Annotated in this window: 16 protein-coding genes; 4 read left to right on the forward strand and 12 right to left on the reverse strand. The window is 47.9% G+C overall.

Annotation, left to right across the window (positions count from 1 at the left end; all coding sequences use genetic code 11):
• Positions 1 to 92 precede the first annotated feature (92 nt).
• Positions 93 to 950 (reverse strand): class II fructose-bisphosphate aldolase, encoded by an 858-nt coding sequence (locus NYE36_RS18865; RefSeq protein ID WP_003151102.1) that lies wholly within the window; start codon positions 948 to 950, stop codon positions 93 to 95.
• Between the two features lie 175 nt (positions 951 to 1,125).
• On the reverse strand, positions 1,126 to 1,500 hold the full coding sequence (gene spo0F / locus NYE36_RS18870) for a sporulation initiation phosphotransferase Spo0F (RefSeq protein WP_012118670.1): 375 nt from the start codon (positions 1,498 to 1,500) through the stop codon (positions 1,126 to 1,128).
• A 164-nt stretch (positions 1,501 to 1,664) separates the two neighbouring features.
• Between spo0F and NYE36_RS18875 the strand changes: the two genes are divergently transcribed.
• A complete protein-coding gene (locus NYE36_RS18875; protein WP_043020945.1) occupies positions 1,665 to 2,186 on the forward strand; it encodes a DUF2529 domain-containing protein in 522 nt (173 codons plus the stop codon).
• A gap of 47 nt (positions 2,187 to 2,233) precedes the next feature.
• Here the strand turns inward: NYE36_RS18875 and pyrG are convergent, their stop codons facing one another.
• The 3 genes from pyrG to NYE36_RS18890 form a co-directional block, all read right to left on the reverse strand.
• On the reverse strand, positions 2,234 to 3,841 hold the full coding sequence (pyrG, locus tag NYE36_RS18880; protein ID WP_003151098.1) for a CTP synthase (glutamine hydrolyzing): 1,608 nt from the start codon (positions 3,839 to 3,841) through the stop codon (positions 2,234 to 2,236).
• Between the two features lie 240 nt (positions 3,842 to 4,081).
• Complete coding sequence (gene rpoE, locus NYE36_RS18885) at positions 4,082 to 4,609, reverse strand: DNA-directed RNA polymerase subunit delta (protein ID WP_015418423.1); 528 nt, start codon at positions 4,607 to 4,609, stop codon at positions 4,082 to 4,084.
• A 227-nt stretch (positions 4,610 to 4,836) separates the two neighbouring features.
• Positions 4,837 to 6,945 carry a (Fe-S)-binding protein gene (locus NYE36_RS18890; protein WP_003151094.1) on the reverse strand — a complete coding sequence of 703 codons (2,109 nt, stop codon included), beginning with the start codon at positions 6,943 to 6,945 and terminating at the stop codon, positions 4,837 to 4,839.
• A 138-nt stretch (positions 6,946 to 7,083) separates the two neighbouring features.
• Between NYE36_RS18890 and cls (NYE36_RS18895) the strand changes: the two genes are divergently transcribed.
• From cls (NYE36_RS18895) to NYE36_RS18905, 3 genes are all read left to right on the forward strand, one after another.
• Positions 7,084 to 8,283: a cardiolipin synthase gene (cls, locus tag NYE36_RS18895; RefSeq protein WP_094032561.1), complete on the forward strand. Its 1,200-nt coding sequence runs from the start codon at positions 7,084 to 7,086 to the stop codon at positions 8,281 to 8,283.
• Between the two features lie 12 nt (positions 8,284 to 8,295).
• Complete coding sequence (gene uvsE, locus NYE36_RS18900; RefSeq protein WP_241457734.1) at positions 8,296 to 9,258, forward strand: UV DNA damage repair endonuclease UvsE; 963 nt, start codon at positions 8,296 to 8,298, stop codon at positions 9,256 to 9,258.
• Positions 9,259 to 9,326: 68 nt separating this feature from the next.
• The gene (locus NYE36_RS18905; protein ID WP_003151087.1) at positions 9,327 to 9,599 is read left to right on the forward strand and encodes a hypothetical protein; all 273 of its coding nucleotides are present in this window, start codon (positions 9,327 to 9,329) and stop codon (positions 9,597 to 9,599) included.
• A 69-nt stretch (positions 9,600 to 9,668) separates the two neighbouring features.
• On the opposite strand, the gene NYE36_RS18910 is transcribed toward NYE36_RS18905, so the two are convergent.
• From NYE36_RS18910 to NYE36_RS18940, 7 genes are all read right to left on the reverse strand, one after another.
• A complete protein-coding gene (locus NYE36_RS18910) occupies positions 9,669 to 11,393 on the reverse strand; it encodes an ABC transporter ATP-binding protein (RefSeq protein ID WP_020956475.1) in 1,725 nt (574 codons plus the stop codon).
• Positions 11,394 to 11,473: 80 nt separating this feature from the next.
• Entirely contained in the window at positions 11,474 to 12,976 is a 1,503-nt protein-coding gene (gene cls / locus NYE36_RS18915) for a cardiolipin synthase (protein ID WP_014419119.1), read from the reverse strand.
• A 95-nt stretch (positions 12,977 to 13,071) separates the two neighbouring features.
• Positions 13,072 to 13,701: a YitT family protein gene (locus NYE36_RS18920; RefSeq protein WP_227051157.1), complete on the reverse strand. Its 630-nt coding sequence runs from the start codon at positions 13,699 to 13,701 to the stop codon at positions 13,072 to 13,074.
• A 139-nt stretch (positions 13,702 to 13,840) separates the two neighbouring features.
• Positions 13,841 to 14,512 (reverse strand): respiratory nitrate reductase subunit gamma, encoded by a 672-nt coding sequence (narI, locus tag NYE36_RS18925; protein WP_061860960.1) that lies wholly within the window; start codon positions 14,510 to 14,512, stop codon positions 13,841 to 13,843.
• Complete coding sequence (gene narJ, locus NYE36_RS18930) at positions 14,509 to 15,066, reverse strand: nitrate reductase molybdenum cofactor assembly chaperone (protein ID WP_095284542.1); 558 nt, start codon at positions 15,064 to 15,066, stop codon at positions 14,509 to 14,511. Before narJ ends, narI begins: the two co-directional genes overlap by 4 nt.
• Before the next feature lie 25 nt (positions 15,067 to 15,091).
• Positions 15,092 to 16,555: a nitrate reductase subunit beta gene (gene narH / locus NYE36_RS18935; RefSeq protein WP_015418432.1), complete on the reverse strand. Its 1,464-nt coding sequence runs from the start codon at positions 16,553 to 16,555 to the stop codon at positions 15,092 to 15,094.
• Complete coding sequence (locus tag NYE36_RS18940; protein ID WP_199022223.1) at positions 16,545 to 20,231, reverse strand: nitrate reductase subunit alpha; 3,687 nt, start codon at positions 20,229 to 20,231, stop codon at positions 16,545 to 16,547. Before NYE36_RS18940 ends, narH begins: the two co-directional genes overlap by 11 nt.
• Between the last annotated feature and the right edge of the window lie 17 nt (positions 20,232 to 20,248).

Genomic DNA, 20,248 nt, shown 5'->3' on the forward strand with positions numbered 1-20,248 from the left:
TTCAGAACTGTAAAACATGATTGCGCTTTCTAAAGGTAAGACATAAAACCGCCTGTCAATCCTGTCAGGCGGTTTATGGATGTTACATTGGATTAAGCTTGGTTTGAAGAACCGAACTCACGCATTTTGCCGATAACCGTTTCTTTGATCGCTTCACGAGCAGGTCCAAGATATTTACGAGGATCGTATTCGTTCGGCTTAGCTGCCAATGTTTCGCGGACAGCTTTTGCAGAAGAAATTTGGTTTTCAGTGTTTACGTTGATTTTAGCCGTACCAAGAGAGATTGATTTTTTAATGTCGGCAGTCGGAATTCCTGTACCGCCGTGAAGTACTAATGGAAGGCCGGTTGATTTTCCGATATCTTCCATTTCTTTGAAACCGAGGTTCGGTTCGCCTTTGTAAGGGCCGTGAACAGAACCCAGTGCAGGTGCAAGGCAGTCGATGCCAGTGCGCTCTACAAGTTCTTGACACTCTTTAGGGTCAGCATAGATTACGCCTTCAGCGATCACGTCATCTTCCTGTCCGCCTACAGTTCCAAGCTCAGCTTCAACTGAAACGCCGTGGAAATGAGCAAGCTCAACCACTTTAGCTGTAGTTGCTACGTTTTCCTCAAACGGGTGGTGAGATGCGTCGATCATTACAGAAGTGAAGCCTGCATGAATCGCTTTCGCACAAGATTCAAAGCTTGAACCGTGGTCTAAGTGAATGGCGACAGGAACTGTCACTTTGTATTCTTCCATAAGAGCTTTAACCATGGCAACCACTGTTTTGAAGCCGCCCATGTAGCGTCCCGCGCCTTCTGAAACACCAAGAATAACCGGGGATTTTTCCTCTTCTGCTGCTTGTAAAATAGCTTGAGTGAACTCAAGGTTATTTAAGTTAAATTGTCCAACAGCATATCCTTTTTCTTTAGCTGTATTCAACATTTCCGTCATTGAAACTAAAGGCATGTCGAAAGTCCTCCTTATGTAGCCTGATTTGCTTCTTCTCGAAAAAAGCTTTCCACCTATAGCATGACCATAAAAACCTGTCATATGTAAAACAACAGATCGCTTTTTCTCCATCTCTAGGATACCAACTTTTCGACAAATCGGCAACACAATGACATAATTGTTTCTAATTTTATTAATTCGATTTTAGAGGTAAATATTTTTTCACCGCGTCTCTGATCTCATCAATGTCAAAAGGTTTCGCAAAATGGGTCAGCGCTCCGAGCTCTTTTGATTCCTTAATCATATCGAGTTCTCCGTAAGCGGTCATGATAATGACGCGGATAGATTCGTCGATCATCTTCATGCGCTTGAGAATTTCGATTCCGTCCATGCCGGGGATTTTCATATCTAAAAGCACGAGATCGGGCCGTTCTTTCGTTACGATGTCCAGCGCTTGTATGCCGTTGGCGGCCTGAAACGTCTGGTACCCTTCTTTATGAAACACTTCATTGAGCAATATGCGTATACCGTATTGGTCATCTACGATTAAAATCTTTTCATTCATCATTTTACACCCCAATATTATCATTTTCGTCAAAAGGAAGCAGTTGTTTATGTATTCTGTTTGATTTTCACATTTCCTTTAATTATAATAGTCTACTTTCCGACATTTTCTGAGCATTTTCTCTTTTGTTGTATACTGTTCTTGTATGTGTAAAGGAGGTTTCACTCATGTTAAAGATATTTACAACGCAGCTTGCAGGCATTTTTTCCCGCATTCAGGATAAGGAATCCGAAGCAATAGAAGACGGCGCGCGCCTGCTGGCGCAGGCAGCCGTCAGCGGCCATACCATTTATTTATACGGCGCAAATGAGATGCAGGGCATTTTGTGCGAGGCGGAACTCGGCTCAGAACCGATGCCTTCCGTCAAAGCGTTTCCGGATACAGCTGATTCGATTACAGAAAGCGACAGGGTGCTGATGTTTTGTTCAGCTCCGGGCACGGCTGAAGAACAGGCGCTGGCTCAAAAGCTTTATGAAAAAGGGATCGGCCTCGTTGGCGTATCTCCTGTCATCAAAGATCAAACCGGGATTGAGGCATTTTGTGATGTTCATATTGACAGCAAATTAAAAATGCCGCTTCTGCCTGATGAAGACGGGACAAGATACGGCTTTCCTTCATTAATGACAGGCCTGTATGTCTATCACGCACTGTCCTTTACGTTAAAGGAAATGATGCAGGAATATGCCTGATGCAGAAAAAAGACTTGCCGCTTTTAAAGGAGGCAAGTCTTTTTTTATTACTTCTGTTCTGCAGCTTGTACGGAAGCGCCGATAAAGTCTTTGAATAAAGGCTGAGGTCTTGTCGGTCTTGATTTGAACTCAGGGTGGAACTGGCAAGCGACATACCAAGGATGGTCTTTCAGCTCGATGATTTCCACAAGACGGCCGTCAGGGCTTGTGCCTGAGAACACAAAACCGTTCTCTTCCATTTGCTGTCTGTATTCGTTGTTGAATTCATAACGGTGGCGGTGGCGTTCGTATACCACTTCATCCGCATACGCTTCGAAGGCTTTCGTGTCTTCCTGAAGCTTACAAGGGTACAGTCCGAGACGAAGCGTTCCTCCAAGATCCTCGACATCTTTTTGTTCCGGCAGAAGGTCGATGATCGGATAAGGAGTGGACGGATCGATCTCCGCAGAGTGAGCCCCTTCCAGACCTAATACGTTTCGCGCATATTCAATGGATGCAATCTGCATACCGAGGCAGATGCCGAAGAACGGAATTTTATTCTCACGCGCATACTTGGCGGCGATGATTTTCCCTTCTACGCCGCGGTCTCCGAAACCGCCGGGCACGATGATTCCGTCTGTGCCGCCAGTCAGCTCTTGAATATTGCTTTCTGTCACTTCTTCGGCGTTAATCCATTTGATCTTCACATCAGCGTCAAACGCATAGCCGGCGTGGCGCAGTGATTCAACGACTGAAATGTAAGCGTCCTGAAGCTCGACGTATTTACCGACGAGGCTGATTGTAATGGTTTTAGACAAGTTTTTCACTTTCGTGACAAGGTCTTTCCATTCCGTCATATCCGGGTCTTTGCATTCTAATTTCATATGATCGCAGACAAGCTTATCGAGTCCCTGCTCCTGAAGGTTAAGCGGGATGGAGTAAAGGTTGTCCGCATCTTCGCACTCGATGACCGCTTTCGTGTCAATATCGCAGAAGAGCGCAATTTTATCTTTCATATCTTGAGAAATCGGCATTTCCGTGCGCACGACGATGATATTAGGCTGAATACCGAGGCTTCTCAGCTCTTTTACGCTGTGCTGCGTCGGTTTTGTTTTCAGCTCGCCCGCCGCTTTGATGTACGGAACAAGCGTACAGTGAATGTACATCACGTTTTCGTGGCCGATGTCGCTTTTCATTTGACGGATGGCTTCAAGGAACGGAAGGGATTCGATGTCTCCCACTGTTCCGCCGATCTCAGTAATGACTACATCTGCGTTTGTTTCTTTGCCTGCACGGTACACGCGGTCTTTCAGTTCATTTGTGATGTGCGGAATGACCTGAACCGTTCCGCCGAGGTAGTCCCCGCGGCGCTCTTTTTTCAATACGGCAGAATAGATTTTACCAGTCGTCACGTTGCTGAATCTGTTCAGATTAATGTCAATGAACCGCTCATAATGCCCTAAGTCAAGGTCAGTCTCAGCGCCGTCATCGGTAACGAATACCTCACCGTGCTGGTACGGGCTCATCGTTCCCGGGTCAACGTTGATATAAGGGTCAAATTTTTGGATGGTGACGCTCATGCCTCTGTTTTTCAAAAGGCGGCCAAGTGACGCAGCCACAATTCCTTTTCCGAGTGATGATACAACTCCCCCGGTTACAAAAATATATTTCGTCATTTCGTTTGCTCCTCTCTTCGGTCTGCGCTACATTCCTTAAAATGTGCCGTTTTATAGAAAATCATTTCACTAAAAACAAATGATGTGTAAAAGAATTTGGGAGATGAAAATAAGAAAGCTCCCTTTCAATTTCTTGAAAGGGAGCGTAGCACTCTTATGAATTCTCTTCTTTTTGAAGAGCCCAAAATACATACTACATAGTTCGACAATGAAAGTCAAGATCGTTTTGCTGATATAAAATCAGTCTTTGCGATCCTCTTCCTCATCATCATAATCTTCCTCATCTTCTTCAATCATCTCGTCTTCGATCTCAAGCTCGTCGTCATCTTCTTCATCGATATCTTCGTCGTCAAAGCTGTCTGCGTCAAGGTCAATATCTTCTTCTATTTCATCGAGATCGATGTCATCTTCGTCAACTTCCTCGAATTCATCAAGGTCGAGATCTTCCTCAACGACTTTTTTCGCTTTTTTCTTTTTCGCTTTTACAGTCGGCTGTGTTTCTTCGTCCAGCTGATCGTACGGATACCAGCTGCGAAGCCCCCACGTCTGGTCTGACAGAGCAATAAAGCGGCCGTCAATGTTCAGGTCTGTATAAAATTGGGCGATACGGTCGCCCAGTTCCTCTTTCGTAACACCGAGCAAGGAGATCATTTCATTCAGCAGCTCCTGGAACGGAACCGGTTTTTTATGTTCTGAGAAAATTTCGTGAGCGATTTCAACTAAAGCCATCTGCTTCAGCTGTTCCTGAGAATATTGTTTGATACTCAAGGTCGGACACTCCCTTTCTATTACTTATATGTATCTGTTTCTATCCTATAATAAGAACGAATTTGTATTGTTTTGTTCATAAACCATACCTCTCATTATAAACAAATTAAAACAGAATATGCTACCCTTAACAGCGTAATTTAAGAAATTTTAGAGCTGTCCCTTCATAAATGGGCTGATGAGCGAAAACAAAGCCGCCGGCATATGCGCCGGCGGCCCGCTTCTTTCTATAAAGACTCTTGTTTTTCGGCGCCGAATACAGACATGGCGAGCAATTCACTGACATCATAAGTGCCGATCGCATCTTCGGCTTCTTTCGCTTTCGTACCGTCACCGAGCATGGTCAGACAGTAAGGACAGCCGGAGCTGATGACCGTCGGACTGACAGAAAGCGCCTGCTCAGTCCGGGCCGTGTTGATTCTCGCTCCCGTTTCTTCTTCCATCCACATGAGGCCTCCCCCGGCGCCGCAGCACATCCCGTTTTCGCGGCTGCGCTCCATTTCCTTCAATTGAACGCCCGGAATGGCTTTTAAGATCGCTCTCGGCGGCTCATACACTTCATTGTATCTTCCTAAATAGCACGAGTCATGGAAGGTAATCGTTTCATTCACCGGGTGAAGCGGTTTTAGTTTCCCCTGTGACACAAGCTCGGCTAATAATTCAGTATGATGATAGACTTCGGCCCGGAATCCGAAATCAGGATATTCATTTTTGAACATATTATAGGCGTGCGGATCAATCGTGACGATTTTTTTGATCCCGTGTTTTTCAAATTCGCCGATGTTGTGTTCCGCCAGCTCTTGGAACAGAAACTCGTTGCCCAAACGGCGCGGCGTATCGCCTGAGTTTTTTTCCTTATTGCCGAGAATCGCAAAGGATACGCCCGCTTCATTAAGCAGCTTTGCAAATGAGACGGCAATCTTTTGGCTCCTGTTATCGTAGGAACCCATTGAGCCTACCCAAAACAAATAGTCGAACTCTTTGTCTTGTTTTTTCATTTCTTTCACTGTCGGAATCTCTGTATCAGCCTGCTCCCGCCAGTTCTCCCGCTCTTTCCGGTTTAAGCCCCACGGGTTTCCCTGTCTTTCAATGCTAGTCATGGCCCGCTGCGCGTCGCTGTCCATCTTCCCTTCCGTAAGCACAAGATAGCGGCGCAGATCGATAATTTTATCAACGTGTTCATTCATGACCGGACATTGATCTTCACAGTTGCGGCAAGTGGTGCACGCCCAAATCTCCTCTTCCGTGATGACCTCGCCGATTAAGCTCGGGTTGTAATCAATGGCTGCGGCCGCTTCACGCGATCCTCCCCCTGAGGAAGCCGCGGCGAGCTGATTCGCTTTCGTGTGCTGAAAAACGGGCGCGGGCACCCACGGAGATTTTGACGTCACGGCAGCGCCTTTTTCCGTCAAATGGTCTCTGAGCTTTAAAATGAGGTCCATCGGCGAGAGCATCTTGCCCGTACCGGAGGCCGGACACATATTTGTACAGCGGCCGCATTCGACGCAGGCGTAAAGGTCGACAAGCTGAGAGCGGCGGAAGTCTTCAATCTTTCCGACGCCGTAGCTTTCTTTCGTCTCATCGGTGAAATCGATTTTTTCCAGCTTTCCTTTTGAATCCAGCCTGCTGAGGAACACATTCGCCGGACCCGCAATTAAGTGCGCATGCTTTGATTGCGGCACGTACACTAAAAAGCTGAGCAAAAACAAAAGATGAAGCCACCATGAAACATAAAACACGGCGGCGGCCGCCGGCGCTGAAAGACCGCCGAGCACAAACGCAATGGAGGAAGCGATCGGCTCCGTCCAAGACAGAGAATGATCGTGCCATAAAAGGTTCATGGCGTTCCCGAGAAGCACCGTCACCATCAGTCCGCCGATAAACAGCAGGACAAGCCCCGCTTTAAACCCGCGTTTCAGTCTGACGAGTTTTTCAATGTAGCGCCGGTAAAACGCCCAGACTACGGCGATTAAAATCAGAAACGTGACGATTTCCTGAAAAAAAGTAAACGCCGGATAAAGCGGACCGAACGGCAGATGGCGGTCAGGAAGCAGCCCTTTCAGAATAAAATCAATTGCGCCGAACTGAACGAGTATAAAACCGTAAAAAAACAGAACGTGGATGATGCCGCTCTTTTTATCTTTCAGCAGTTTTTTCTGTCCGAACACATTCACCCATATCTTCTGAAGACGTTCTTTCAGGCGTTTATCAAATTCTTCCCTTTGGCCGAGCTTAATATAAGCGATCCTCGTTCTGATCAGGTAAACGAATAAATAAACGGCGTAAGCGGTTACAGCTGAAAACAGCAGCGCGTTTACCATGAGAAATGCGTTCATCTTGTCTCCCCCTTTGTTCTGATACCCCTCTTCATTGTCATATCTTTACTTTATCATAAATAATGAATGAGTGTTCAGTCAATAATTAAATTCACATTCTCAGGGCACACTACGAATACTTCGGAAAGGAGCGTCGGTATGAAGGTCATTTTTGTGTTGCTTGTCATTTTTATCATATTGATCGCACTTATGCTGCTTGATATGCTGCTTGGCCGGGCGGCGTACAAAAAACAGGCGTATGAGCCCGTTTTTGACCCGAAAAAGAGTGATATCACACTCATTCACTGCGGCAGCGAGCTTGTGCGGCAGATGACGGCTGATATCCGCCAAGCCGTCTCTTCTATTCATATGATGTTTTTTATTATGAAGAACGACCAAGTCAGCCATGAGATGTTTCATTTATTGAAGGAAAAGGCCCAGGCCGGCGTCTCCGTATATCTGCTGCTCGATTGGGCGGGCAGCCGCCAAGTGAAAAAGCCTTCCATTCAAACGTTGAAAAAAGCCGGCGTTCACGTTCATTTTCTAAATAAACCGGCATTTCCGTTTCTATTTTTCAGGCTGCAAAAACGGAATCACCGGAAAGTGACCGTCATTGACGGCAAAATCGGCTATGTCGGCGGTTTTAATATCGCTGAAGAGTACCTCGGCAAAAAAGCGAAGTTCGGAAACTGGGAGGATTATCACCTGCGGATGACCGGAGAAGGCACGGCGGATCTTCAGACTCTTTTTGTAAGCGATCTGAAACGAAACACCGGAAAAGCACCCGGATCACCCGGGGTTTATCCGGCATTATCCGAAGGGAATATCTCTCATAGGACATATGCGTCTGACGGTTTTTCGCTTGAATCGCATTATGAAAACTGCATCCGTAAGGCGGAGAAAAAAATCATTATCGGCACGCCTTATTATGTACCGAGCAAAAAGCTTCAGGAAGCGCTTATTTCAGCCTGCCGAAAAGGCGTCAAAGTCATCTTGATCGTGCCGATGAAGTCAGACCACCCGTTCGTTCGGGAAACAGCTTTCACCTATTATCCCGAGCTTCTGAAGGCCGGCTGCCTCATCTATCGGTATTATCAAGGCTTTTATCATGTCAAAGCTTTCATTATTGATGACCGCATCAGCATTATCGGCACGCCGAATTTTGATAAACGGAGTCTGTTCTGGAATGAAGAGGTGAATGTCATCATTCATGATGAAGCCTTTACAAAGGAAGTGCTTTCAACCATAAAGCAGGACATCGAAAAATCCGAGCTTCTCACATTAGAAAAAGTGAAACAGCGCTCCGTCAGACAGCTTCCTGCAGAATGGCTGGGAAAGGCCATATCTTACTTTTTATAAAGGAGAAACCATATGCTGTTCAGATTCGGATTCGTCGCAAACGCCATGTGCCTTTGGGACGCGTCCCCCGCAAAAACCTTAACATATGCGCGCTATACCAAGCTTTCCCGCAGTGAGCGGAAAGACGCCCTGCTTTCTGTGACGAAAGCCAATCTCACCAATACGCTGCGCACGATCCACTATGTGATCAGCCACGGCATCCCGCTGTACAGGTTCTCAAGCTCGATTGTGCCGCTCGCCACCCACCCGGACGTGCTGTGGGATTTTGTCACGCCGTTTCGCCAGGAGTTTCGTGAGATCGGCGGGCTGGTCAGAAAATATGACCTCAGAACGAGCTTTCATCCGAACCAATTCACGCTTTTTACAAGCCCGAAACAGGAGATTACCGCAAATGCGGTCAAGGATATGACCTATCATTATGACATGCTGGACGCAATGGGCATCGCGGACCGTTCCGTCATCAACATCCATGTCGGAGGCGCTTACGGTGACAAACAAAGCGCGCTTGGCCGTTTCCGCGTGAATCTGAAAGAACTTCCCGATGTCATCAAACAGCGGATGACTTTAGAAAACGATGATAAAACATATACGTCCGAGGAAACACTCAGTGTATGTGAACAAGAAGGCATTCCGTTTGTGTTTGATTATCACCATTTTTACGCCAATCCGACCGATGACGCTGATTTAGATGACATTCTTCCGCGGATGATCAAAACATGGCAGCGGATCGGCTTAAAGCCGAAGGTCCATCTCTCCTCGCCAAAATCAGAATCAGCCGTACGCAGTCATGCGGACTATGTGGATGCGAATTTTATTCTGCCGGTGCTGGAGCGGTTCAGACAATGGGATACGGACATCGATTTTATGATTGAGGCGAAAGAGAAAGACCGGGCGCTGCTCCGGCTCGTCGAAGAATTAAGCGCCATCCGCGGAGTCAGACGCCTGGCGGGCGGAGTGCTGAAGTGGAAGGCATAACCAGGTTTATCATCCGTTTATATGGGGAATTTCCGAAATAACAGACCATCAGACGGAGGAGAAAACATATGAAAAACATTACATCTTTAAAAATAGCCGCTAAGAAGTTCACTTTACGAAACATGCTTCAGCTTTATCAGCTTTGCCACACGGGAGGCCACGAGCTGTATATCTACTCTAAAAAAACGATGTGCAAAATCAAAGATATCATTGAGCTGGAAACGTTCAGAATGGCCCATAAAGAACAAGAATATTTAATTGTAGTGGAAGGAAAGAAAGCGGTGCAGCTTGTTGACCGTTTCAAACATATCATCGAACCTGCGCAAAAAGAAGCCCATTAAATACGGACTACATAAAAAAAGGATAGACAGGAGGCTGCCCGGCCCCTTTTGTCTATCCTTTTTCTTTTATTAATGAATCAGCTCGCCGAATTGGGCCTGATGGAGTCTCTGGTACATGCCGCCGGATGCCAGCAGTTCCTTATGATGACCTTGTTCAGCGATGCCTTCTTTCGTGACGACGACGATCCTGTCCGCATCCTTAATCGTAGCCAGTCGATGGGCGATCACAAGCGTCGTGCGTCCTTCAGACAGCTCTTGCAGCGATTTTTGAATGGCGGCTTCCGTTTCTGTATCGAGGGCTGATGTAGCCTCGTCTAAAATTAAGATCGACGGGTTTTTCAAAAACATTCTGGCGATGGAAAGCCGCTGCTTCTGCCCGCCTGACAGCTTCACGCCGCGCTCGCCGATCACCGTGTTTAAACCGTCGGGATACCCGTTTACCAAGTCCTCTAAATGCGCCTGGCGGACGGCCTGCCAGATTTCTTCCTCAGACGCGTCCAGCCGCCCGTAAGCTATGTTTTCCCGCAATGTGCCGGAAAACAGAAAGACATCCTGCTGGACGACGCCGATTTGTCCGCGCAATGATGACAGCGTCATGTCCTTAATATCGATTCCGTCGATGGAAATCACGCCTTCAGACGGCTCATAAAAGCGCGGCAGCAGACTTGTCAGCGTTGATTTTCCCGCTCCCGAAGGCCCGACGAATGCGACTGTCTCCCCGGCATGAATGGACAAATTGATTCCCGACAGAACCGGACTGTTTTCTTCGTAACCGAACGACACACCATCATAACGGATATTCCCTTTTAAACCGGACACATGTCTCGCGTTCGGGGCGTCCTTGATATCAGGCTCCGTTTCCAGTATTTCTATAAAGCTTTTAAAACCGGCAATGCCTCTCGGATACATCTCAATAATCGCGTTGATTTTATCAATCGGACGGAACAGAACGTTCGTCAGCAGCACAAAAGCGACGAATTCCCCGTAAGATAACGATCCGCGGATCACGAACCATGTGCCGCACAATAAGACGAACAGCGTGACGAATCTTGTCAGCATGTAACTGATCGAGCCGTTTTTCGCCATGATTTTATAAGACGTCAGCTTTGTTTTGCGGAAACGCTGATTGTTCACGTCAAACCGCTGCGTTTCAAACGCTTCATTGCTGAAAGCCTGAACAAGACGGATGCCGCCGATATTGTTTTCAACCCTCGCGCTGAAGTCTCCGACGTCTTTGTTCAGTTTTGTAAATGCAGAGGTCATTTTTTTATTGAAATACAAAGCAAGCCATATGACGACCGGCATAATGATAAAAGTCAACAGCGCAAGCTGCCAGTTAATGAACAGCATCACACCGAACGCGCCCAAAATCGTCATGATCGCGATAAACAGGTCTTCAGGCCCGTGGTGGGCGGTTTCTCCGATATACATCAAATCATTGGTGAGCTTGGACATTAAACTGCCCGTTTTGTTGTTATCGTAAAATTTGAACGAAAGCTTTTGCAGATGGTCGAAAAGCTTTTTCCGCATATCCGTTTCAATGTTAATGCCGAGCATATGGCCCCAATACGTCACAACATACTGAAGTGCCGAGCTGAGGGCGTAGACCCCGAATAAAGCAGCGGAAGTCAAAATAATCAGACTCCAATCCCGCCCCGGGAGCAATGTATCGATAAAGTAATTGACAATCAGAGGAAAACTCAGCTCCATCAATCCGCCGGCGATGGCAGAAAAGAAGTCGAGAAAAAACAGCTTTTTGTACGGTTTATAATAAGAAAAAAATTGTCGCAGCACGATTCCGTCCTCCTTGTGCCTCGTTCTTAATGATAATATTTCTCAATTATACTATACACAAGGAGTTTTAAAAGCGTTTTTTATAAAACGCCGGAAAATAACCGTGCGAAGGATTCCTTCGTTCTTTCCCATAATGTGCGCTTATAGAAACGGACGGGGCTGATTTTTTCAGACTCCTTCATATCCTCCAGATAATGCGCTTCAAGATCTTTGATCGCCTCTTGATCCGTAAAAAAGACATTGACTTCAAAGTTCAGCTGAAAGCTTCTCATGTCCATATTCGCCGTCCCGACAGAGGCGAGGTTTCCGTCAGTGATGAGCACCTTTTGATGCATAAAGCCTTTTTGATAAGAATAGACTTCGATTCCTTCGCGAAGAAGCTCGGGGAAATACGATCTCGTCGCGTACTGGGTTAAAAATCCGTCATTGGTTTCCGGCACCATGACACGCACCCGGACGCCTCTGGCAGCAGCCTCCTTTAGCGCTGTGCGGATCGGCTCATTCGGCACGAAATAAGGCGTCGCGATCCATACAGACGATTCGGCCGCCGCTATCATGGCATAATACAGATCGCTCATCCGCTCCTTCATATCGGGGCCTGTCGGAACGACTTGATAGACGCCGCCGCTTTCTGCCGCAACCGGGCGGGTATATGCTTTCTGATCAATCAGCACCTCATCCGAAACGTATTCCCAATCAAGCATAAAAATGCTGTGGAGCGTCTGAACGATTTCTCCTTCGACTTTCATATGGGTGTCCCGCCAAAAGCCGACATCTTGGTCTTTGCCGATATACTCCTTGCCGACATTCAGCCCGCCGACAAAACCGACTTTCCCGTCAACGATGACGATCTTGCGGTGATTTCTGAAATTGAATTTTTGGTTGAAAAAACCGTATTTCAGCGGCAGAAACGGGACGATGTTCACACCCGCGCGTTTCAGTTTTTTAATATCTTTTCCGGCCAGCTTCAGGCTGCCGGCCGCGTCGAACAAAAACCGCACTTCCACGCCTTGACGCGCCTTTTCCATCATAATGTCCATCATCTTGTGCCCGAGCATGTCTGATTTGAACATGTAATACTCAATATGTATAAATGACGCGGCCTCCCGGAGCGCCTCAAACAGCTCCGGAAATGTTTCGTCCCCGTTTTTGAGCACCTTCAGCCTGCTTTTTGTATTGATATTCATATGGGACGCCTTGATTGAATATTGAAAGAAACGCTTCTGATTTCCTTTCAGCCCGGTCAGGTCGGGAGTTTGTTCCATATCAAATATCGTTCTCAGCTTTTCCCGGTTGTATGTCCGTTTCGACCTGAACAGCTTGCCTTTTTCATAAAGCTGGCCGGAAAAAAGGTAAAATAAGTACCCGGCGATCGGAAAAAACACAAGAATATGAATCCATAACAGCGTGTGCTGCGAGGTGCGGTTTTCAAGAATTAACGAATAGATGCTGAACAAAATAATGCTTGCATAGCAAAGCACCCCTCCGTAAAACTCAAGCCTGGAAACCGGAAAAAACCATATGACATATGCTCCGATAAGCATCATATATAAAAAGCAAAATTCCAGTCTCCTTTTCAGCATCCCGACTCTCTCCCATCTGATCCGATATCTCTGTATACCCTCTGTTTTCCGGCTTGTAAACATATGAAAAAGCCTCTCCGCACGAGCGGAAAGGCTTATGATGAAGCTTCCTGTGATTGGCCGGGTGTGATGTTCTGAAGCAATGCCGGATTGAGCGAGCAGCTGCCTTTGATTTTATTTTTGAAGATGCCGATGATCAGACCGGTGACCGCTATCGACACTAAGGAGAAGAGCCCTTTCAGCAACCCGACGGAAAAAATGCCGGCCAGCACGACGCCAAAATCGAAGAGGAAATTAACGGCACCCGGATTCCATCCGCAGCGCTTTTGCAGAAATAAAGCGAGGATATTGGCGCCGCCGAGCGATGCCTGATGATAAAACATGAGCGACAGGCCGAACCCGATCAGCGCCCCGCCGCAAATCGCCCCGGCAAGCGGTGAAACAGAGACCGGCGGCAGCCAGTGATCCGCGCCTGTAAATAGAGTCAGCACTGTGACTGCAAAAACGGTGGATAGAGTGAATTTGATTCCCATTCTGATGAGAGAAAATATATAAAACGGGATATTGATCAGAAAGAAGATAATCTCAAACGAGGAATGAAACAAGTATGACAGGCTTAGTGACAGTCCCGCTGTGCCGCCGGTTAATACTTGAGAATGTCTGAGTGTCAGGACGCCGGCGCTTGTCATCAGACAGGCGGCTAAAATGAGGAAAATCCGCTTCATTCTTCACTCTCCTTTTGTTGCTGTTATTTCCAAATAAAACATAACAGGAATCCCCGCCGCCCAGCCATTACCTTGGCAGAAAATATCTTATGTTTTTATTTTTTCACCATAAAAAATCCCCCTCTTGCAGGGGGGATTTTTACGTGCGTTTCCGATAGACAACATAGTTGCGGGTCAAATACTTTAGGGGCAGGCTGAACACGTGAACCAGTCTTGTAAACGGCCAGAGGATAAAAACGACGTACCCTATGATGATATGAAACTTAAACCATAGCGGGACACTTTCCATCAAAGAAGCGTCAGGCCGGAACAAAACAATTTCCCTGAACCACGGCCCGACTGTTGCCCTGTAATCAAATCCTTTCGAGTCAATGTTGAGGAACGTGGCCGCAACGCCCGACAGCATCATGAACAGCAGCAGAATAAGCGTCAGGATATCCGATGGCGAGCTGGTTTTGCGGATTCTTTTGTCAAACAGCCTTCTGTACGTCAGGATGACAAGTCCGGCACATGCAGCAATCCCCGCCGGCAGGCCTGCGCCGATCGCCATTTTGTGATACATATGCTCTGAAATGCCAAGGGAAGCATACACGCCTTCCGGGATCAGAATTCCCATGACATGTCCGCCGACAACGCACAGCAGTCCCCAATGAAAAAGTGTGCTGCCAGCCGCGAGTTTTTTCTTTTCTAACAGCTCGCTTGATTTCGCCGTCCAGCCGAATTGGTCATGCTGATAGCGGTAAATATGCCCGCCGATAAAGATCGTCAATACAATGTATGGCATAACGCCCCACAGGATCTGCCCGCTCATGCCTGAACAGCCCCTTCTTCAATGCTTTCACGTACACCGATGTTTTCCAGTGCGGCCTGCAGTACGTGCAGCAGCTCAGCATAGATGCTGTTATTTTTTTCGAGGCGGGAAGCCAGCTCCCTCACATTGGACAGGTATTTCTCAAACACGCTTCTCGCCGCTTCAATCTCCGCAACCGCGGCGAATTCCAGCATCAGCGGCAGGTAATCAGGCAGTTCTTTCTCTGTCGGCAGGAAACCGGATTGCTGGTAGGTGTTTTTTAAATGCAGCAATTCAATGCCGCGTTCCCTTTGTTCGCCTGAGTTAAAGTAGGTGACGTACATATTCGTTTTTTTTCCGAAATCGAACGTATACACATAGTGTTCAATCAGCGCTTGCGGAGAAAAGCCGGCTGCCGCCTCTAAAAAGTGCAGCAATTTCTCCCGGATTTGATGATTGGTGATGTCATGGATAAGAGCCTTCCAATCGGGAATCTCGGCTCTCCACTCTTCATCCGGATAAGAGAGAAGAACGGAAAGAGCGGAGAACGTCATTTGCCGGTCTGTGGTGTTCATGTTATTACACCTCATTTATGAAAAATTAGAAACAAGAGCCCGGGCCGCCTGAAAATGATAAGCCGCAGCTCCCTTGTTCAGCATATAAATCTGACACTTCTTCTCGATGGCTGCTCGGGATCACAAAACGGTCATCATATTTGGCGATTGCCAGCAGCCGATACATGTCTTTAATTTGCTGTTCTGTTAAGCCGACACTGGAGACCAATGCCGGGTCGATGGATTTATTCGTCTGAACCGCCCTCATATACTGGCGCATGACAGACATTTTCTTTAACGTTGACCGAATATGATCCGTATCACCGGCTGTTAACAGCTGCGCCAAATAGTCAATCGGAATTCTCATTTGGTCGATAGCCGGAAAAATAGCTTCCGCCGTTTGCCGGCTGCCTTTTCCTTCAAAGAGATTCATAATCGGGCTGAGCGGCGGAATGTACCAAACCATCGGCAGCGTACGGTACTCAGGGTGAAGCGGAAGCGCAATCTTCCAGTCAATGATCATTTTATAGATCGGCGATTGCTGCGCCGCTTCTATCCATTCAGCCGGGATGCCTTGTTCTTTTGCCAGTTTGGCAATCTCAGGATCATTCGGATCAAGAAAAACGTCCAGTTGGGAATGGTAGAGATCCTTTTCATTTTCAACAGAGGCCGCTTCCTCCACTTTGTCCGCGTCATACAGCATGACGCCGAGATAGCGGATTCTGCCGACACACGTTTCGGAGCAGATGGTCGGCAGTCCCGCCTCCAAGCGCGGAAAGCAGAGTGTGCATTTTTCCGCTTTGTTCGTTTGCCAGTTAAAATAGACTTTTTTATAAGGACAGGATGAGACGCAATATCTCCATGAACGGCATGCGTTTTGATCCACAAGCACAATGCCGTCCTCCTCACGTTTGTACATGGCGCCGGACGGGCAGGAGGACACGCACGCCGGATTGATGCAGTGTTCGCAAATACGCGGCAGATACATCATAAAGACTTCATCGAATTCTGTTTTGATCGATTCCTCCATTTTTTGCACGTTTGGATCTTCAAGCCCTGTAATATGGCCGCCCGCGAGATCATCCTCCCAGTTCGGACCCCATTCGATATTCATAAAATCCCCCGTCAAGGACGATTTCGGCCGTGCCACCGGCTGGTGCTTTTTTTGCGGGCTGTTGGTTAATGTTTCATAATCATAGTTCCAAGGTTCATAGTAATCATCAATCGTCGGCTGGTTCGGGTTATAGAAAAGGCCTGCAAGCCGATTCGTTTTCGGGCCTGATTTCAGTTCAAGCTTCCCTTTTTTCAATGTCCAGCCGCCTTTATATTTGTCCTGGTCCTCCCATTGCTTCGGGTAGCCGATGCCGGGCTTTGTTTCTACATTATTAAAATACATATATTCCGCACCGGAACGGTTTGTCCACGTGTTTTTGCAGGTGACGCTGCACGTGTGGCAGCCGATGCATTTATCCAAGTTCATGACCATCCCGATTTGCGCTTTAATCTTCAAGCCAATCGACCTCCTTCAGCTTGCGGATGACGACATTCAGATCGCGCTGATTCCCCGTCGGACCGTAATAGTTAAAGCCGTAACTGAGCTGGGCATAGCCCCCGATCATCTGGGTCGGCTTGACGTGAATCCTTGTCGGGCTGTTATGGGTGCCTCCGCGGTTATTCGTCAGTTTTGTGCCGGGCACATTGATGTGGCGGTCCTGGGCATGGTGCATAAACGCCATTCCTTTAGGAATCCGGTGAGACAAAACCGCTCTTGCGACGACAACGCCGTTTCGGTTGAAGCATTCAATCCAATCGTTGTCTTTGATATCCGTGTCCTCTGCGTCATCTTTATTCATCCACACGGTCGGCCCGCCGCGGAACAGCGTCAGCATCGGCAGAGAATCAAAATACATGCTGTGGACGGACCATTTATTATGCGGCGTCAAATAATTAAGAACGATTTCTTTGCCCTCTTGATCAGGCCGCTTGCTTAGGAACGGACGGTGCTGGAGGATCGGTTTAAATGTCGCCATCGTTTCACCGAATTCCATCATCAGTTCATGATCGACATAATAGGATTGTCTGCCTGTCAGCGTCCGCCACGGAATTAATTTTTCCACATTCGTCGTAAACGGCGAATACCTGCGGCCTCCTTTTTCAGAGCCGGTAAATGCCGGAGACGTGATAACCGTTTTCGGCTGGGCTGTAATTTGTTCGAACGTAAAGCATTCTTCCTCGCGCTCTTCCGCCAGGTCTTTCAGCTTCAGGTTTGTGATGTTTTCAAGTGATTCCCATGCTTTTACGGCGACCTTTCCATTCGAAGTGGATGATAGGGTTAAAACCGCTTCTGCCGCCTGCTTTGCTTCACTTATATTCGGGCATCCTTTGGCAACGCTGTTTGAATCGGTTTCTCCCAGTCTCTGTTTGAGTGATTCATATTCATCCGCAATCGACCAGCTCATCCCTTTTGTTCCGCTCGGTTTTAAAGCCGTATTAGGGCCAAGCGCGGTCATTTTATGAAAAATGTGTTTGTAATCCCGTTCAACGACTTGGATGTTCGGCATCGTTTTTCCCGGAATGGCTTCACATTCGCCCTTGCTCCAGTCATTGATTTTGCCGAACGGCTGGGCCAATTCCTGCATGGTGTCGTGGAGGAGCGGCGTTGCGACTACCTCTTTCACCGGCTCCATATCGACTTCTTCCGCCAGATCGGAAACGGCTTTTGACAGCGCCTTAAAAATATCCCAGTCTGACTTCGATTCCCACGGCGCCGAGATGGCCGGAGCAAATGGATGAATAAACGGATGCATATCCGTACTGCTGAGATCGTGTTTTTCATACCATGTCGCCGCCGGCAGCACGATATCGGAATACAGCGCCGTACCCGCCATTCGAAAATCAAGATTGATTAACAAGTCGAGCTTGCCTTCCGGCGCCTGCTCCCGCCATTTGATTTCTTCAGGGCGGATGCTGTCGCTGTCGTCATTCATCAGACCGTTCGTCGTCCCCAGCAGATGCTTGAGAAAATATTCATGCCCTTTCCCTGAGCTCGAGATCAGATTTGCCCGCCATACGAAGAGATTCCTTGGGAAATTCACTTCATTGTCAGGGTCTTCAATCGCGAATTTCAGTTTTTTTTCTTGAAGCCGTGAGGCCACGTACGCACCTATGTCTTCAGGTGTCGCCGCCCCCGCTTTCTCAGCTTCTTTGTACAGATCAATGCCGTTTTGATTGAATGTCGGGTAAGACGGAAGCCACCCTAATCGCGCCGCCAGCACATTGTAATCGGCGTGATGCTTGTAGCGGGATGACGCGGCGATCGGTGAAGCCAAGTCACTGATCGGCTGGTCTTCATAACGCCACTGGTCTGTCGCAAAGTAGAAAAACGAGGTGCCGTTTTGCAGTTTAGGCACGCCTTCCCAGTCCTTTGCGGTTGCAATCGTCTGCCACCCTTCAGCCGGACGGAGCTTTTCCTGCCCCACGTAATGGGCCCAGCCTCCGCCGTTTACGCCTTGGGCGCCTACGAGTAAAACAAGATTTAACACCGCACGGTAAATCGTGTCGGAGTTGAACCAGTGGTTGATCCCCGCCCCTACGATAATCATGGATCTGCCGTCTGTATCAATCGCATTTTGGGCAAACTCCCTGGCAATCTGTATAACGGCTTCTCTTTTAATTCCCGTGATCTGTTCCTGCCAGGCAGGTGTGAACGGACGGGGATCATCATAGGATGCGGCTGATTGTCCGCCGATGCCCCGGTTCACGCCGTAGTTGGCCAATATCAAGTCAAACACGGTCGTGACGTACGTCTCTTCACCATTCAGATCCAATTTTTTAATAGGAAGATTCCGCTCAAGCACTTTGTTTCCGTCATTTGAAAAATACGGAATGCGCACCATTCCGATTCCGTCCTCTATTCCGAGCACGGAGAGACGGGGTTCAATCGGTTCCCCGGTGTCTTCGTCGATCATGTGCAGATTCCATTTCTGCTGCCCGTCCCAGCGGGAGCCCATTGTGCCTTGCGGTATGGCAAACGCACCTGTCTGTTCATTCCAGACCGCCGGCTTCCACTGATCATTTTTTGTCTGCCGCCCGATGTCTTTCGCATGCAGAAACCGTCCCGCTGTGTATACGCCATTTTCTTTTGACAGAGTGACGAAGAATGGAAAATCGGTGTATTGCTTCGCGTACTCAATAAAACGTTCAGTTTCTTGGTTCACGTAAAATTCCTGCAAAATGACGTGACCCATCGCCATCGCAAGCGCCCCGTCAGTCCCTTGGCGGATACTCAGCCAGTCATCTGCGAACTTTGAGGATTCCGCAAAATCGGGACTGATCGAAATGACTTTAGCGCCTTTATAGCGGGCTTCCGCCAGAAAATGCGCATCAGGCGTTCTCGTTAACGGAACGTTGGAGCCCCATGTGATGATATAGCCTGAATTGTACCAATCACTGCTTTCCGGAACGTCCGTCTGGTCGCCCCAAATTTGCGGGGACGCCGGCGGAAGATCCGCATACCAGTCATAAAAACTGAGCATTGGGCCGCCGATTAACGACATGAATCGCGAACCTGATGCGTGGCTGATCATGGACATCGCCGGGATCGGAGAAAAACCGACATTCCGGTCAGGCCCGTATTTCATCACTGTATACAGCAGAGAGGCTGAAATCAGCTTCAGCACCTCCGGCCATTCCGCGCGGACAAAGCCGCCTTTCCCCCTTGCCTGTTTATAGGACTTCGCTTTTTCAGGGTTTTCGACGATCGATTTCCAGGCATCCAGCGGATTTTGATGCGTCTGCAATGCTTCCCGCCACAAATTGATCAGCACACCTCGCACATATGGATATTTCACACGGAGCGGGCTGTAAATGTACCATGAAAAACTGGCCCCCCTCGGGCAGCCTCTCGGTTCGAAATCAGGCATATCCGGGCCTGTTGATGGATAATTCAAGTTTTGTCCTTCCCACGTGACAATTCCGTTTTTCACATAAATATTCCAGCTGCAAGAACCCGTGCAGTTGACGCCGTGGGTGGAGCGAACGACTTTGTCGTACTGCCATCTGTTTCTGTATACATTCTCCCAATCACGATCTTCGCTTGTCGTTTGGCTATGGTTATTTGAATGATGTTCGATAGGAGAAAAATAGTTTAATCTCCTGAGCAACGGACTCATTTTCTTTTTCTTCATGATCGTTCACTCCTTCC

Source organism: Bacillus sp. FSL R5-0593, assembly GCF_038603755.1.
In the GTDB taxonomy this organism is placed as follows: Bacteria; Bacillota; Bacilli; order Bacillales; family Bacillaceae; genus Bacillus; species Bacillus velezensis.